The sequence below is a fragment of the Burkholderia sp. L-4 genome (genome assembly GCF_056856535.1).
Window position 1 is genome coordinate 798,000 of the sequence record NZ_JBXEOX010000001.1, and the last position, 15,198, is coordinate 813,197.

14 protein-coding genes are annotated in these 15,198 nt (G+C 69.1%); 5 read left to right on the plus strand and 9 right to left on the minus strand.

Annotation, left to right across the window (positions count from 1 at the left end):
- Positions 1 to 228: 228 nt before the first annotated feature.
- Entirely contained in the window at positions 229 to 1,365 is a 1,137-nt protein-coding gene (dnaJ, locus tag AC1VVG_RS03745) for a molecular chaperone DnaJ (protein ID WP_034187169.1), read from the plus strand.
- A 4-nt stretch (positions 1,366 to 1,369) separates the two neighbouring features.
- Positions 1,370 to 3,235, plus strand: a complete 1,866-nt coding sequence (pabB, locus tag AC1VVG_RS03750) for an aminodeoxychorismate synthase component I (protein WP_226227334.1) — start codon at positions 1,370 to 1,372, stop codon at positions 3,233 to 3,235.
- Positions 3,236 to 3,351: 116 nt separating this feature from the next.
- Here pabB and panB read toward each other — a convergent pair whose 3' ends face one another.
- The 6 genes from panB to hda are packed head-to-tail and all read right to left on the minus strand — an operon-like array spanning position 3,352 to position 8,439.
- Positions 3,352 to 4,167, minus strand: a complete 816-nt coding sequence (gene panB, locus AC1VVG_RS03755) for a 3-methyl-2-oxobutanoate hydroxymethyltransferase (protein WP_482835261.1) — start codon at positions 4,165 to 4,167, stop codon at positions 3,352 to 3,354.
- Positions 4,168 to 4,210: 43 nt separating this feature from the next.
- Positions 4,211 to 4,897: a deoxynucleoside kinase gene (locus tag AC1VVG_RS03760; RefSeq protein WP_034187172.1), complete on the minus strand. Its 687-nt coding sequence runs from the start codon at positions 4,895 to 4,897 to the stop codon at positions 4,211 to 4,213.
- Positions 4,894 to 5,436 (minus strand): 2-amino-4-hydroxy-6-hydroxymethyldihydropteridine diphosphokinase, encoded by a 543-nt coding sequence (gene folK / locus AC1VVG_RS03765; RefSeq protein ID WP_034187173.1) that lies wholly within the window; start codon positions 5,434 to 5,436, stop codon positions 4,894 to 4,896. The genes AC1VVG_RS03760 and folK overlap by 4 nt, the downstream gene beginning before the upstream one ends.
- Positions 5,437 to 5,471: 35 nt before the next feature.
- Positions 5,472 to 7,010 carry a polynucleotide adenylyltransferase PcnB gene (gene pcnB, locus AC1VVG_RS03770; RefSeq protein WP_482835262.1) on the minus strand — a complete coding sequence of 513 codons (1,539 nt, stop codon included), beginning with the start codon at positions 7,008 to 7,010 and terminating at the stop codon, positions 5,472 to 5,474.
- Positions 7,011 to 7,015: 5 nt separating this feature from the next.
- Positions 7,016 to 7,693, minus strand: coding sequence for a histidinol-phosphatase (locus tag AC1VVG_RS03775; protein WP_049028593.1), 678 nt, complete (start codon positions 7,691 to 7,693; stop codon positions 7,016 to 7,018).
- Between the two features lie 11 nt (positions 7,694 to 7,704).
- Positions 7,705 to 8,439 carry a DnaA regulatory inactivator Hda gene (gene hda, locus AC1VVG_RS03780; protein ID WP_034187176.1) on the minus strand — a complete coding sequence of 245 codons (735 nt, stop codon included), beginning with the start codon at positions 8,437 to 8,439 and terminating at the stop codon, positions 7,705 to 7,707.
- A 250-nt stretch (positions 8,440 to 8,689) separates the two neighbouring features.
- On the opposite strand from hda, the gene purM reads away from it, so the two are divergent.
- Together purM and AC1VVG_RS03790 are read left to right on the plus strand one after the other, a co-directional pair.
- A complete protein-coding gene (gene purM / locus AC1VVG_RS03785; RefSeq protein ID WP_034187177.1) occupies positions 8,690 to 9,745 on the plus strand; it encodes a phosphoribosylformylglycinamidine cyclo-ligase in 1,056 nt (351 codons plus the stop codon).
- A gap of 112 nt (positions 9,746 to 9,857) precedes the next feature.
- Positions 9,858 to 10,253 carry a YybH family protein gene (locus tag AC1VVG_RS03790; RefSeq protein WP_367189251.1) on the plus strand — a complete coding sequence of 132 codons (396 nt, stop codon included), beginning with the start codon at positions 9,858 to 9,860 and terminating at the stop codon, positions 10,251 to 10,253.
- Between the two features lie 21 nt (positions 10,254 to 10,274).
- On the opposite strand, the gene tet(64) is transcribed toward AC1VVG_RS03790, so the two are convergent.
- Positions 10,275 to 11,468, minus strand: coding sequence for a tetracycline efflux MFS transporter Tet(64) (gene tet(64) / locus AC1VVG_RS03795; protein WP_226251584.1), 1,194 nt, complete (start codon positions 11,466 to 11,468; stop codon positions 10,275 to 10,277).
- A 62-nt stretch (positions 11,469 to 11,530) separates the two neighbouring features.
- On the opposite strand from tet(64), the gene tetR reads away from it, so the two are divergent.
- Positions 11,531 to 12,163, plus strand: coding sequence for a tetracycline resistance transcriptional repressor TetR (tetR, locus tag AC1VVG_RS03800; protein WP_482835263.1), 633 nt, complete (start codon positions 11,531 to 11,533; stop codon positions 12,161 to 12,163).
- 5 nt (positions 12,164 to 12,168) lie between these two features.
- Here tetR and miaA read toward each other — a convergent pair whose 3' ends face one another.
- Both miaA and mutL read right to left on the minus strand, forming a co-directional pair.
- Positions 12,169 to 13,146, minus strand: coding sequence for a tRNA (adenosine(37)-N6)-dimethylallyltransferase MiaA (gene miaA / locus AC1VVG_RS03805; RefSeq protein ID WP_482835264.1), 978 nt, complete (start codon positions 13,144 to 13,146; stop codon positions 12,169 to 12,171).
- Positions 13,143 to 15,143: a DNA mismatch repair endonuclease MutL gene (mutL, locus tag AC1VVG_RS03810; protein ID WP_226251587.1), complete on the minus strand. Its 2,001-nt coding sequence runs from the start codon at positions 15,141 to 15,143 to the stop codon at positions 13,143 to 13,145. Before mutL ends, miaA begins: the two co-directional genes overlap by 4 nt.
- Between the last annotated feature and the right edge of the window lie 55 nt (positions 15,144 to 15,198).

Below are 15,198 nucleotides of genomic sequence, written 5' to 3' on the forward strand. Positions count from 1 at the left end.
CGCGCGCGGCGCGACTGACCAGCGGCTGAAAAGCGGTCTGTCTTTCCTTCCGGATGGCCGGATCGACTCCACGCCTGGCGGGCCTCGCGGCCCTCCGGGCACATTTGTTTTTTGGCGGGTGCTGCGCGAGCCGTCCGCGGACGGCGCAGCGCCAGACGAGTCGAGAGACTTTACTGCAGGCGAAAGGAGCCGCCGTGTGCGCGATGCGTGGCGGCACAGTGAATCGATATGGCGAAACGGGATTACTACGAGGTTCTGGGCGTCGCGAAGAATGCGAGCGACGACGAAATCAAGAAGGCATATCGCAAGCTTGCGATGAAGTATCACCCTGACCGCAATCCGGACAGCAAGGATGCGGAAGAGCATTTCAAGGAGGTGAAGGAAGCCTATGAAATGCTGTCGGATGGCCAGAAGCGGGCCGCGTACGACCAGTACGGCCACGCGGGCGTCGATCCGAACATGGGCGGTGCGGGCGCACAGGGCTTCGGCGGCTTCGCGGATGCATTCGGCGACATCTTCGGCGACATCTTCGGCCAGGCCGCGGGCGGCGCCGCACGCGGCGGCCGCGGCGGCCCGCAGGTATACCGCGGCGCCGACCTGCGCTACAGCATGGAAATCACGCTCGAGCAGGCCGCGCACGGCTACGACACGCAGATCCGCGTGCCGAGCTGGGTGTCGTGCGAGGTGTGCCACGGGTCGGGCGCGAAGCCCGGCACGAAGCCGGAAACCTGCCCGACCTGTCATGGCCAGGGCACGGTGCGCATGTCGCAGGGCTTCTTCAGCATCCAGCAGACCTGCCCGAAGTGCCATGGCACGGGCACCTACATCCCCGAGCCGTGCGTGCACTGCCACGGGTCGGGCAAGGTGAAGGAAACCAAGACGCTCGAAGTGAAGATCCCGGCCGGGATCGACGACGGGATGCGGATTCGCTCGGCCGGCAACGGCGAGCCGGGCATCAACGGCGGGCCGCCGGGCGACCTGTACGTCGAGATCCACATCAAGCCGCACGCGGTGTTCGAGCGCGACGGCGACGATCTCCATTGCCAGATGCCGATCCCGTTCACGACCGCCGCGCTCGGCGGCGAGATCGAGGTGCCGACGCTGGCCGGCCGTGCGTCGTTCCCGGTGCCGGAAGGCACGCAGTCGGGCAAGACGTTCCGCTTGCGCGGCAAGGGCATCAAGGGGCTGCGTTCGAGCATCGCGGGCGATCTGTACGTGCACGTGCAGGTCGAGACGCCCGTGAAGCTGACCGACACCCAGCGCGATCTGCTCAAGCAGTTCGAGAAGTCGCTGGCCGAGGGCGGCGCGCGTCACAGCCCGCAGAGCAAGAGCTGGTTCGACCGTGTGAAGAGCTTCTTCGAGTAACGGCATGACTGAAGGCAACGAGAGCGCGTCGTTCGCGCTCTTGGACGATTGCGACTCGACCGCGTCCGCGCGGTCGAGTCGTTTGTATTCGGGATTCGTGCGCGAACGCGTGTGCACGGATCCGGCGCGGCTCGACGACATCGATGCGGCGGTCGCGCAGGACCTGCGCGACGGGCTGCACGCGGTCGTCGTCGGCGATTATGAATTCGGACGCAACCTGCAACGGGCGCAGCCGGGCCAGGCCCCGCTGCGCTTTTTGCTGTATGCGCGCTGCGAGCGCCTGTCGCGCGACGAGGTCGACGCATGGCTCGCGCGGCAGGACGGCGGCGGCGCGCCGTCGATCGCGGGCGTTGCGCATGTCGCGAAGAGCGTGTCGCGCGACGCGTTCGATGCAGCGATCGCCGCGGTGCACGACGCGCTGCGCGCGGGCGACTCCTACCAGGTCAACTACACGTACCGGCTCGATTTCGACGTGTTCGGCACGCCGCTCGCACTGTACCGGCGGCTGCGCGCGCGCCAGCCCGTGCGGTACGGCGCGCTGATCGCGCTGCCCGGCGGCGCGTGGGTCGTGTCGTGCTCGCCCGAGCTGTTCGTCGAGAAGCACGGCGACGTGCTGCGCGCGCGGCCGATGAAGGGCACCGCGCCGCGTTCGGCCGATCCGCGCGACGATGCGGCGGCCGCCGCGTTCCTCGCGAGCGATCCGAAGAACCGTGCGGAAAACGTGATGATCGTCGACCTGCTGCGCAACGACGTGTCGCGGATCGCGCGCACCGGCACCGTCAAGGTGCCGGCGCTGTTCTCCGTCGAACCGTATGCGTCGGTGTGGCAGATGACGTCGACGGTCGAGGCCGGCTGGCGCGACGGCACGACGTTCGCGCAGATGCTGCGCGCGCTGTTTCCGTGCGGGTCGATCACGGGCGCGCCGAAGTACAAGACGATGCAGTTGATCGATGCGATCGAGTCGACGCCGCGCGGGCTTTATACGGGCGCGATCGGTTGGCTCGACGCGCCGGGTGACCGCGCGGCCGGCTGCGGCGATTTCTGCCTGTCGGTCGCGATCCGGACGCTGACGCTCGACGGAGCCGAGACCGGTGTCGACCCATCCGGTGCGGCAACGCGGCATCATGGCACGATGGGGGTCGGCGCGGGCATCGTGCTCGACAGCGTCGCGGCTGACGAATATGCGGAGTGCGAATTGAAAGCGCGATTCCTGACGGATGCCGATCCCGGTTTCCAGTTGTTCGAAACGACCGCGGCCACGCGTGCGGACGGCATCCGGCATCTCGATCGACACCTCGCGCGGCTGCAGCGCAGCGCGGATGCGTTCGGCTTCCGCTTCGACGCCGACGCGTTGCGTCGCGAGATCGACGCGCGCTGCGCGGCGCTCGACGGCGACGGCGCGTACCGGATGAAGCTCGCGCTGGCGAAGGACGGCACGATCGAGATCGTCGCGGCGCCGCTGAAGCCGCTGCCGGCGGGGCCGGTCGGCGTACTGCTGGCGTCCGCGCACGGTTTCGCGCCGACCCGCGCGAGCGACGCGCTGCTGCTGCACAAGACCACGCGCCGTGCCGAATACGACCGCGCGTGGCAGGCGGCCGAGTCGCTCGGCGGTTTCGACATGCTGTTCGTCAACGAACGCGGCGAGGTGACGGAAGGCGGGCGCTCGAACCTGTTCGTGAAGCTCGACGGCCAGTGGGTGACGCCGCCGCTGGCGTGCGGCGTGCTGCCGGGCGTGATGCGCGGCGTGCTGCTCGACGACCGGGCGTTCGGCGCGGTGGAGCGCGTCGTGACCCGCGACGATCTTGCGCGCGCACAAGGGTTGCTGCTGACCAATGCATTGCGCGGTGCGCTCGACGCGGTGTTGACGTGACGATGTGACGGAGCGGGCCTCGCGCTCGCGCCGGCCACCGGACTTTCAGCGCACCAACGAAAAGCGCGGCGCCCCGTAAAGGGCGCCGCGCTTTTTCACATCCGGCCGGTGACGCGTCAGAACGAGTGCTCGGGGCCGGGGAACGACCGATCCTTCACCGCGCTCACATAGGCTTCGACGGCCGCCTGAATGCTCGGCTGGCCCTGCATGAAATCCTTCACGAAACGCGGCCGCTTGCCGGGGAACACACCGAGCATGTCGTGCAGCACGAGCACCTGCCCCGAGCAGTCGACGCCCGCGCCGATGCCGATCGTCGGAATCTTCAGCATGTGCGTGACTTCGGAGGCGACGAGCGTCGGCACGGCTTCGAGCACGACGAGCTGCGCGCCCGCGTCCTCGACCGCGCGCGCATCGCGCAGCAGTTGCGCGGCGCCGGCTTCGGTCTTGCCCTGCACCTTGAAGCCGCCGAACGCATGCACCGATTGCGGCGTGAGGCCGACGTGCGCGCACACCGGCACCGAGCGCTCGACGAGGAAGCGGATCGTATCGGCGAGCCATTCGCCGCCTTCGAGCTTGACCATCTGCGCGCCGGCGCGCATCAGCTTGACCGAGTTCGCGAACGCCTCGGCCGGCGTGCCGTACGTGCCGAACGGCAGATCGGCGACGACGAGCGCGCGCGGTTGCGCGCGAGCAACGCAGGCCGTGTGGTACGCGATGTCGTCGAGCGACACGGGCAGCGTGGTCGTATGACCCTGCAGCACGTTGCCGAGCGAATCGCCGATCAGCAGCACGTCGGTGCCGGCGCGATCGAGCAGCGCGGAAAAGCTCGCGTCGTAGCAGGTGAGCATCGCGATCTTCTCGTCGGCGTCGCGCATTGCCTGCAGCTTGGGCACCGTCACGGCAGGCCGGCTCGATTCCTGGAGATAGGTCATGGGAAATCCGGGTCGATAAGTGAGGAACGACAGGCGGGACGCGTCAGCGCGTCGTCTCGCCCTTGACGAAGAACTCCTTGCGGCCGCGCATCGTCTCGATGCGCTCGATCAGCAGGGCGAGATCTTCGGGGGAATCCAGCGGGTTCAGGTGTTCCGCGGCGACCGTCAGCACCGGCGTGCGGTCGTAGTGGTAGAAGAATTCGTTGTACGCGTCGACGAGCGAGCGCAGGTACGCATCGCTGATCTGCAGCTCCATCGGCAGCCCGCGCTTCTGGATGCGCGAGAACAGCACTTCGGGGCTTGCCTGCAGATAGACGACGAGGTCGGGCGACGGCGCCTGCGGCACGTCGACGTGCGTCGCGACCGCACGATACAGCTGCCATTCGTCTTCCGGCAGGTTCAGCCGCGCGAAGATGTCGTTCTTCTGCGGCATGAAATCGGCGATGACGGGGCGGCCCGTGTCGAGCGCGCCGATCAGCTCACGCGCCTGCTGCGCGCGCTGCAGCGCGAACGACAGCTGCACGGGCAGCGCGTAGCGCGCGGTGTCACGGTAAAAACGTTCGAGAAACGGGTTGTCCTGCGGGCGTTCGAGCAGCGTCTGCATCGACCAGCGCTCGGCGAGCAGGCGCGCGAGCGTCGTCTTGCCGACGCCGATCGGGCCTTCGATCACGAGATAACGGTGCGGGGCGCGCAGGTCGGGTGCGGTGACGGTCAGCGGAGTGGAGTTCATCGGCAGCGGGTCTTGTCGGCGTCTTCGCCGGCAGCGAGCGCCTTCTGCATCGGGCACTGGCAGGTTTGCACCTTCTCGACGCGCTGGTCTGCCACGGCGGCGAGGAAGGCGTCGGCACGGCCGCGCGCGGGAATGTCGAGCGCCGGTTCGATCTCGACGAGCGGCACGAGCGCGAACGCACGGTCGGTGAGGCGCGGGTGCGGGACGATCAGGTCGGGTTCGTCGATCGAATCGGCGCCGAACAGCAGGATGTCGAGGTCGAGCGTGCGCGGCGCGTTGCGATACGGGCGCTCGCGCCCGAAGTGATGTTCGATCTTCTGGCAAAGCGCGAGCAGTTCGCGCGCCGACAGCGTCGTATCGAGCTTGACGACGCAGTTGTAGTAGTCGTCGCCGCCCGCTTCGAAGGGCGCCGTGCGATACAGGCTCGATTTGCCGAGGATCGAGATGGTGCGCTGCTGCGCGAGGCACACCACCGCGTCCTTCAGGGTCTGGCGCGCATCGCCGAGATTCGCCCCCAGTCCGATATATGCAACCGTCATGGCATCACTTCCTACGTCGTTCGCCGGCGAGCGCGTCAGTCGTCGGACCCGCCCGAGGTATCCGGCACCTGCTCGGCCGCACCTTCGCCCGGCTTGCGGTTTCGCACACCGCCGCGGCGGCGCCGCTTGCGGCGCGATTTTTCCTTCGAGCCGCCCTGCGTGAGCAAGGCCTCGCGAGCGGCCGCGTCGCCTTCGATGAAATCCGTCCACCACTGTCCGACTTCCGCATCGAGCTCGCCGGATTCGCAGCGTAACAGGAGGAAATCATACCCCGCTCTAAACCTTTGGTGTTCCAGCAGCCGCATCGCGCTGCGGCCCGAGCGCTTCTCGAGGCGCAGCTGCAGGCCCCAGATTTCGCGCATGTCGGCCGAATAGCGCTTGTGGATCGCCAGTTTCTCGGTCTGCATGTCGAGCACGTCGTCCATCGCGCGATGGAGCGCCGGCACCGGAATTTCGCCGTCGGCCGTGTATTGCTCGAAGCGCTGGCGCATGTCGTGCCACAGCAGCGTCGCGAACAGGAAGCCCGGCGACACCGGCTTGCCGGCGCGCACGCGGGCGTCGGTGTTGTTCAGCGCGAGCGTGATGAATTTCTCGCCCTGCGGCTGTTCGAGCACGACGTCGAGGAGCGGCAGCAGCCCGTGGTGCAGGCCTTCCTTGCGCAGCCGCGTCAGGCACGCGAGCGCGTGGCCCGACAGCAGCAGCTTCAGCATCTCGTCGAACAGGCGCGCGGCCGGCACGTTGTTGATCAGGTCGGCGAGCGCGTGGATCGGCTCGCGCGTATGCGGCTCGATCTCGAAGCCGAGCTTCGCCGCGAAGCGTACGACGCGCAGCATCCGCACCGGATCCTCGCGGAAGCGCGTGGCCGGATCGCCGATCATCCGCAACAGGCGGGCGCGCATGTCGGCCATCCCGTCGTGGTAGTCGAGCACCGTCTGCGTCGACGGGTCGTAGTACATCGCGTTGATCGTGAAGTCGCGGCGCGCGGCGTCTTCGTGCTGCTCGCCCCACACGTTGTCGCGCAGCACGCGGCCGCTGGCGTCGACCGCATGCGTGCGGCGATCGAGTTCGTCGCGCTTCAGGCGCTTCGGCGGCTCGGCGGTGGCGGCCTCGGGCGGCGCGTCGACCAGCGCGCGGAACGTCGACACCTCGATCAGTTCCTGGCCGAACTGCACGTGGACGATCTGGAAGCGGCGGCCGATCAGGCGCGCACGGCGGAACAGGCGCTGGACTTCGGTCGGCGTCGCGTCGGTCGCGACGTCGAAGTCCTTCGGCGCGATGCCGAGCAGCAGGTCGCGTACCGCGCCGCCGACGATGAACGCACGAAAGCCCGCCTGCTGCAGCGTGTCGGTCACGCGCACGGCGTTCCTCGAGATCAGCGCTGGATTGATGCCGTGCACGCTGGCCGGCACGACGGTCGGCTCATGGTTGCTGCGCGGCTTTTTCGTGCCGGCGCCGCGGGCGCCCTTCGGCGCGCGCGGGGCAGCAGGGGCCGCTTCGTCGGCCGGGGCCGCTGCGGGAGACGTTTGCCCGGTTTCGTCCTGACCGAGCAGCTTGCGGATGAATTTTTTGATCACGACGTTTAGAAAAGATCGAGGATACGCCAGCCGCGGGTGCTTGCATGCGCACGCAGCGTGTCGTCAGGGTTGGTCGCGATCGGGTCGGTGACTTTCTCGAGCAGCGGGATGTCGTTGTGCGAGTCGCTGTAGAAATAGCTGTGCGCGAAGTCGTCCCAGTGCTTGCCGAGCGATGCGAGCCATGCTTCGGTCCGCACGATCTTGCCTTCGCGGTAGCTCGGCGTGCCGGTCGGCCGGCCCGTGTAAGGCGAGTCGGGATGCCCGTCGGTCGTCTCGACCTCGCACGCGATCAGCGTATCGACGCCGAACGCGGTCGCGATCGGGCGCGTGATGAACTCGTTGGTCGCGGTCACCACGCAGCACAGGTCGCCCGCGTCGAGGTGCTTGCGCACCAGTTCGAGCGCGGCGGGCGTCATCGCGGGCCGGATCACCTCGTGCATGTACTGCTCGTGCCATTGCGCAAGCTGCGCGCGCGAATACTTCGCGAGCGGCGTGAGCATCGCCGTGAGGTACGCGTGGATGTCGAGCTTGCCGGCCTTGTAGTCGGCGAAGAACTGATCGTTCTGCCGCGAGAAGCTTTCCGCGTCGACGATGCCGAGCTTCACCATGAAGCGGCCCCATTCGTGGTCGCTATCGGTGGGGATCAGCGTGTGATCGAGGTCAAAGAGTGCCAGATTAGTCATGGAAGCGCATTTTACTCGAAGCGGTTCGGGCCCGTGCCCGGTGGTGTGATGTCGTCGCCGGGACGCGCGAGCATCCGGCGCAGCAGCGGCAGCGTGACCGCGCGTTTTTGCTCGAGCGAGAAGCGGTCGAGCGCGTCGAGCAGCGCCATCAGGCTCGGCATGTCGCGGCGGAAATGGGTCAGCAGGTAGGCGGCGATGTCGTCGGTGAGCGCGATCCCGCGCTCTTTCGCGGCGAGCTTGAGCACCGCGATCTTGCCGGCGTCGGACGGCGGCGACAGGTGGAACACGAGCCCCCAGCCGAGGCGCGTGCGGAGATCCTCGCGCACGTCGAGCGCGAGCGGCGCCGCGGGGCCCGCCGCGACGAACGCGCTCGACGGGTGCGCGCGCACTTCGTTGAACAGATTGAACAGCGCGACCTGCTGCGCGTCGCTCATCCGGTCGCAGTCGTCGATCGCGTAGATGCCGATGCGCGGGTCGAACGTGAACGCGCCGAGCGGGCTCTGCGGCGTCAGGTAGCGCGCATAGCCGTACGACGCGTCGCTCACGAGCGCCTGCAGCAGGTGGGTGCGGCCGCTGCCGGGCTCGCCCCAGATATAGAACGACCGGTCCGGCACGGGGCCCGCCGCGAGCGCGAGGTCGAGCTTCTGCAGGCGCGAGATGAGCTCGTCGTTCTCCTCGTTCATGATGAAGTTGTCGAACGTGGCGGGCGGCGGCGTGCCGAGATCGAGCGTCAGTTGACGGGACACAACAGTCACAATGCAGGTCGGTTGAAAATACGCGCGCCGTACGCCGGGCGCGCCCGGGGGCTTGCGGATCCGTGGGCTTCACGCGCGGCCGCACGCACGGCGCCGCGCGGGTTTCGGCGCGGACGGCTCGGCGATGAAAACGGGGACGTGTTGACCAAGATGCAATCCCTGACGATTCGGTGCTGGGAATTCCGGCCAACGGGCCGGCTTCGGGTAAAATCGCATTTTACCGACCTTCTCGCATTCCCCCATGAATCCTCCGAAATCCGCTCCCGACGCTCAGGGTCTGTCCTATCGTGACGCAGGTGTCGACATCGACGCAGGCGACGCGCTCATCGACAAGATCAAGCCTTTTGCGAAGAAAACCCTGCGCGACGGCGTGCTCGGCGGCATCGGCGGGTTCGGCGCGCTGTTCGAAGTGCCGAAGAAGTACCAGGAGCCCGTGCTCGTGTCGGGTACCGACGGCGTGGGCACCAAGCTCAAGCTGGCGTTTCATCTGAACAAACACGACACGGTCGGCCAGGATCTGGTCGCGATGAGCGTGAACGACATCCTCGTGCAGGGCGCCGAGCCGCTGTTCTTCCTCGACTACTTCGCGTGCGGCAAGCTCGACGTCGACACGGCCGCCACGGTCGTCAAGGGCATCGCGCAGGGCTGCGAACTGTCGGGCTGCGCGCTGATCGGTGGTGAAACGGCCGAAATGCCGGGCATGTACCCGGACGGCGAATACGACCTGGCCGGCTTCGCGGTCGGTGCGGTCGAGAAGAGCAAGATCATCGACGGCAGCACGATCGCCGAAGGCGACGTGGTGCTGGGCCTCGCGTCGAGCGGCATCCACTCGAACGGTTTCTCGCTCGTGCGCAAGATCATCGAGCGCGCGAATCCCGACCTGTCGGCCGATTTCCACGGCCGCTCGCTCGCCGACGCGCTGATGGCCCCCACGCGCATCTACGTGAAGCCGCTGCTCGCGCTGATGCAGAAGCTGCCGGTGAAGGGCATGGCGCACATCACGGGCGGCGGCCTCGTCGAGAACATCCCGCGCGTGCTGCGCGAAGGCCTCACCGCCGAGCTCGACCAGAACGCCTGGCCGCTGCCGCCGCTGTTCAAGTGGCTGCAGGAGCACGGCGGTGTCGCCGATGCGGAAATGCACCGCGTGTTCAACTGCGGCATCGGCATGGCCGTGATCGTCTCGGCGGCCGATGCCGACGCGGCGATCGCCGACCTGACCGCCGCCGGCGAACAGGTGTGGAAGATCGGCACCGTGCGTGCGACCCGCGAAGGCGAGGCGCAGACGGTCGTGGTCTGACGCGCCGCCAGCAGCAGATGCCGCAAGGAAAGCCGCCCGGAGTCGATCCGGGCGGCTTTTTTTTCGGGCGCCGCGCGGCATGCGGACGCGCGCCGATGAAGGAGGGACGACGATGACCGAAGACGAACATGCGATCCGCGCGCTCGTGGAAAACTGGTTCGTGTCGAGCCGGCGCGGCGATCTGGCCACCGTGCTCGACCTGATCGCCGACGACGCGATCTTCATGGTGGCCGGCAAGCCGCCGTTCGACAAGGCGGCGTTCGCGGCTGCGTCGCGCGACGCGAATGCGGGCGCCGAGCACGCGCCGACGATCGACGGCCGTTACCGGATCGACGAACTGCGCGTGATCGGCGACTGGGCGTACATGCGCAATTTCATCGAGATTGACGCGACGCCGCCGGGCGGCGACACGATTCGCCGCTCGGGCCCTACGCTGACGATCTTCCGCAAGACCGACGGCCGCTGGCAGCTCGTGCGCGACGCGAATCTCGTGACGCGCGTGCGTTGAGCGCGGCGGCGCCGCCGACGCTCAAGCGGACGGCCGCGGCGCGTTCGCCGGACGCGCGCCGGCCAGCAAGGGCGGCACCAGCAGGTAGAGCAGCGCGGCGGCGGCCCACACCAGCCCCGGCCACGTTGCGCGCGTCGCCGCATAGGTTGCGGTGACGACCAGCGGCCCCGCGACGCCGATCAGGCTCGCCACGCTCGCGAGCGTACCCTGCAGTTCGCCCTGGCGTGCATCGTCGACCTGCCGCGCGAGCATCGCCTGCAACGCCGGCAGTGTCATGCCGCCGGCCGCGAACAGCGGCAGCAACGCGAACGGCACCCAGGCGGCGGTCGCGAACGCGATCACCGCGAGCCCGAGCGCGTCGCCCGCGAGGCCCAGCGCGAGCGCGCGGCGCTCGCCGAGCCGCGCGATCAGCGGCCCGATCGCGAACGCCTGCGCAAGCGCGTGGCACGCGCCGTAGCCGGCGAGCGACAGCCCCGCGATCGGCGTCGACCAGCCGAAATGTTCCTGGCCGTACAGGATCCACAACGTCGCGGGCGCTTGCGACACGAGCGCCACGATCACGTAGATGCCGACCAGCGGCGCAAGCGCGGGCGCGCCGCTCAGCCGGCGCAGGCTCGCGAACGGGTTGAGCGCGCCGGCCGCCCGGCCTTCGCGGGCCGAACGCGGCCGCGATTCCGGCAGCGCGCGCCAGACCAGCGCGAGGTTGAGCGCATTGAGCAGCGCGGCCGCGACGAACGGCGCGCGCAGATGCAGCGCCCCGAGCAGCCCGCCGATCAACGGGCCCGCGATGAAGCCGATGCCCATCATCGCGCCGAGCTGGCCGAAGCGCCGGGCGCGGTCGGGTTCGGCCGTCACGTCGGTCACGTAGGCGGTCGCGACCGCGACGTTCGCGCCGGTGATGCCCGCGATCAACCGCCCGACGTAAAGCCAGGCGAGCGTCGGCGCGAGCGCCATCAGCAGATAGTCGAGCGCGGCGCCCGCGAGCGATGCGAGCAGCACCGGACGGCGGCCGAAACGGTCGCTCAGCACGCCGAGCAGCGGCGCGCATAGGAACTGCGCGAACGCGTACAGCGCGAGCAGGATCCCGTAGTGGGTGTCGATGCCGCCCGCGCCGGCGAGCGCGCGCAGCAGCCCGGGCAGGATCGGCATCACGATCCCGACGCCGATCGCGTCGAGCAGGACCGTGGCCAGGATGGCAATCAGGGACGGATTCAAGAAGGTCACTCTATCGGTGATAGAGTGGTGATTATTCCATAGTTTCCCTATCGGTGATAGAGATGAAGGACACAGGGGCGCGACTGACGCGCGACACGGTATTGCGCGCGGCGCTCGACTTGCTGGACGAAGTGGGGATCGATGGACTGTCGACGCGGCGCCTTGCCGAGCGGCTCGGCGTGCAGTCGCCGACGCTGTACTGGCATTTCAGGAACAAGGCCGAACTGCTCGACGCGATGGCGGAGGCGATCATGCTCGAGCGCCACGACGCGTCGCTGCCGCGGCCGGGCGACGCGTGGGATGCGTGGCTTCTCGACAACGCGCGCAGTTTTCGCCACGCGCTGCTGGCCTATCGCGACGGCGCGCGCCTGCATGCCGGGACGCGGCCGCGGGCGCTGCATTTCAGCTCGATCGAACGCAAGGTCGCGCTGCTCGGCGAAGCGGGTTTCGCGCCAGAGGAGGCGGTCGACGTGATGGTTGCGCTGGGCCGCTTCGTGGTCGGATGGGTGCTGGAGGAGCAGGCGCAACCGGACGGCGACGCCGAGGCGCCGCTGCCGGATGCGGCCGAGTATCCGCTGCTCGCGAAGGGATGGGCCGCGCTGCGCCAACGCAGCGGCGACGAGGCGTTCGAGCGCGGCATCGCGTGGATCGTCGACGGCGCCCGTGCGCGGCTCGCGGCGCGCCGGGACGGCTGACGCGTTCAGCTCCCCGGCGTGCTGCCGTCGAGGACGCGTTCGAGCGCGTCGAGCGCGCGGGCCGTCGAATCCGGCGCGATGCAGTCGACGACGATCCGCTCCGGCATCGCGCGCAGCCACGTGATCTGGCGCTTGCAGAGCTGGCGCGTCGCGAAAATGCCCTTGTCGCGCATCGTCCGGTAGTCGGTATCGCCGTCGAGGAATTCCCACGCCTGCCGGTAGCCGACGCAGCGCATCGACGGCAGGTCGGGATGGAGATCGTCGCGGCGGCGCAACCGTTCGACTTCGTCGATGAAGCCCGCCTCGAGCATCGCGTCGAAGCGCCGCGCGATCCGTGCGTGCAGCACCGCGCGATCCGACGGTTCGAGCGCGACCGGTACGAAGCGGTACGCGGCCGCCGCATCGTCCGTGCGGCGCGGCGCGGCGAGCAGCGCCGACATCGGCTGCCCGCTCAGCATGAAGATTTCGAGCGCACGCTGGATCCGCTGCGAATCGTTCGGCGCGAGCCGCGCGGCCGTGTCGGGATCGACCTGCGCAAGCCGCGCATGCAGCGCGGGCCAGCCGTCGCGCGCGGCGTCGGCGTCGAGCCGGGCGCGCACGTCCGGATCGGCGCCGGGCAGGTCGTTGAGCCCCTGCGTCAGCGCCTTGTAGTACAGCATCGTGCCGCCCGCGAGCAGCGGCGTGCGGCCGCGCGCGACGATCTCGCCGATCAGGCGCAGCGTGTCCGCGCGGAATTCCGCGGCCGAATACGCGTCGGCCGGGTCGATGATGTCGATCAGGTGGTGCGGCACGCTCGCGCGTTCTTCGCGCGACGGTTTCGCGGTGCCGATGTCCATGTCGCGGTAGACGAGCGCCGAATCGACGCTGACGATCTCGATCGGGCGACGCGCGGCGAGCGCCAGCGCCGCGGCCGTCTTGCCCGAGGCGGTAGGGCCGAGCAGGCAGGCGATCGTCGTTGGAGCGGGGTGCAGCGAAGCGCTCATTGGCCGCGCATGAAGAGACGGTCGAGATCGTTCAGCGTGAGCTGATACCAGGTCGGCCGGCCGTGATTGCACTGGTCCGCGCGCTCGGTCGCCTCCATCTGGCGCAGCAGCGCGTTCATCTCGTCGAGCGTCAGCCGCCGGTTCGCGCGCACCGCGTGATGGCATGCGAGCGTGCCGAGCAGCTCGTGCTGCCGCTCGGTGAGCACGCGCGAGCCGCCGAACGCGTGCAGGTCGGCGAGCACCGCGCGGGCGAGCGACTGCAGGTCGGCGTCCTTCAGCAGCGCCGGCACCGCGCGGATCGCGAGCGTCGTCGGCGACAGCACCGCCAGGTCGAAGCCGAGCGATTCGAGCGTGTCGCGTTCTTCCTCGACCGTGCCGATCTCGACCGGCGTGGCCGTCATCGAGATCGGCAGCAGCAGCGACTGCACGGCGACCGTGCGGTCGGCGAGCGCGTTCTTGAACTGTTCGTACAGGATCCGCTCGTGCGCCGCGTGCATGTCGACGATCACGAGGCCGTATGCGTTCTGCGCGAGCACGTAGATGCCGTGGATCTGGCCGAGCGCGAAGCCGAGCGGCTGCTCGTCGTGCGGGGTGGCGGCGATCGGCGAGGCGGCGAAGCCCGGCAAGGGCGCGACGGGTGCGCCGGCCGAATCGCGTGCGAGGGTCGTCGTGCCGTCCGGCGTGCCGGCGCCGGTGTCCTTGCGGCCGAACAGCGCGTCGTAGAGCGCCAGCGGCTGCGCGACGGGCAGCGTGCCCTGCGTCATGCGCGCCTGGCGCATCCAGGTGTTGCCTGACGACGAGGACGACGGCGACGAGAAGCCACCGCCGCCGCTGCCGGCGCCGCCGCCCGTCGCGTGGCCCTGGTTCTGCCCGAGCGGCGTGTCCAGGAACGAAGACGGTCCGCGCGGCGCGGGCTCGAGATGCGCGGCATGGCCGCCCGCCGTGGTTTCCGGCGACGCGCCCGCATGACGCGCGAGCGCCCGCTGGACCGCATGGAACACGTACTGGTGGATCGAGCGCGAATCGCGGAAGCGCACCTCGATCTTGGACGGATGCACGTTTACGTCGACGGCCTCGGGCGGCAGGTCGAGGAACAGCACGTACGACGGGTAGCGGTCGCCGTGCAGCACGTCCTCGTAGGCCGCGCGCACCGCGTGCGTCAGCAGCTTGTCGCGCACGAAACGGCCGTTGACGAAGAAATACTGCTGGTCGGCGCGCCCGCGGCTGGCGGTCGGCAGCCCGGCGCAACCGTAGACGGCGAGCGGGCCCGCCTGCTCGTCGAGCGGCAGGTGCGCGGTCGCGAAACCGTCGCCGAGGATCTTCGCGACGCGCTGCGCGGGCTCGGTCGCATTCCAGTGCTCGACGGCCTTGCCGTTGTGCAGCACCGAGATCGCGACGTCCGGCCGCGCGAGCGCCGCGCGGCGGATCATTTCCAGGCAGTGGCCGAATTCGGTCTGCTCGCTCTTCAGGAACTTGCGCCGCGCCGGCGTGTTGAAGTACAGCTCGCGCACCTCGATCGTCGTGCCGGTCGAGCCGGCGGCAGGCGACAGCACGCCCGTCTGCGCGTCGATCTTCATCGCGTGCGCGGCATCGGCCGTCCGGCTCGTGATCGACATCTCGGCCACCGACGCGATCGACGCGAGCGCTTCGCCGCGAAAACCCAGCGTCGCGACGGCTTCGAGCTCCTCGAGCGAGCGGATCTTGCTGGTCGCGTGGCGCATCAGCGCGAGCGCCAGCTCGTCGGGCGGGATCCCGCAGCCGTCGTCGGTGATCGAGATGCGCTTCACGCCGCCTTCTTCCAGCACGATGCGCAGCGACGTCGCGCCGGCGTCCATCGCGTTCTCGAGCAGCTCCTTGACGACCGACGCCGGGCGTTCGACGACCTCGCCGGCGGCGATCTGGCTGATCAGCTGGTCGGGCAGGGGCTGGATCGCGCGCAGCGGGCGCGGAGCGGGGGCGGGCGCGGCGCCCGCGGCCGTTTCGGTGATATCGGACATGGCCGAATTATAGCGAGGCTGCGCCCGCGTGCCGGGGCGGCGATCCGTTACGTTT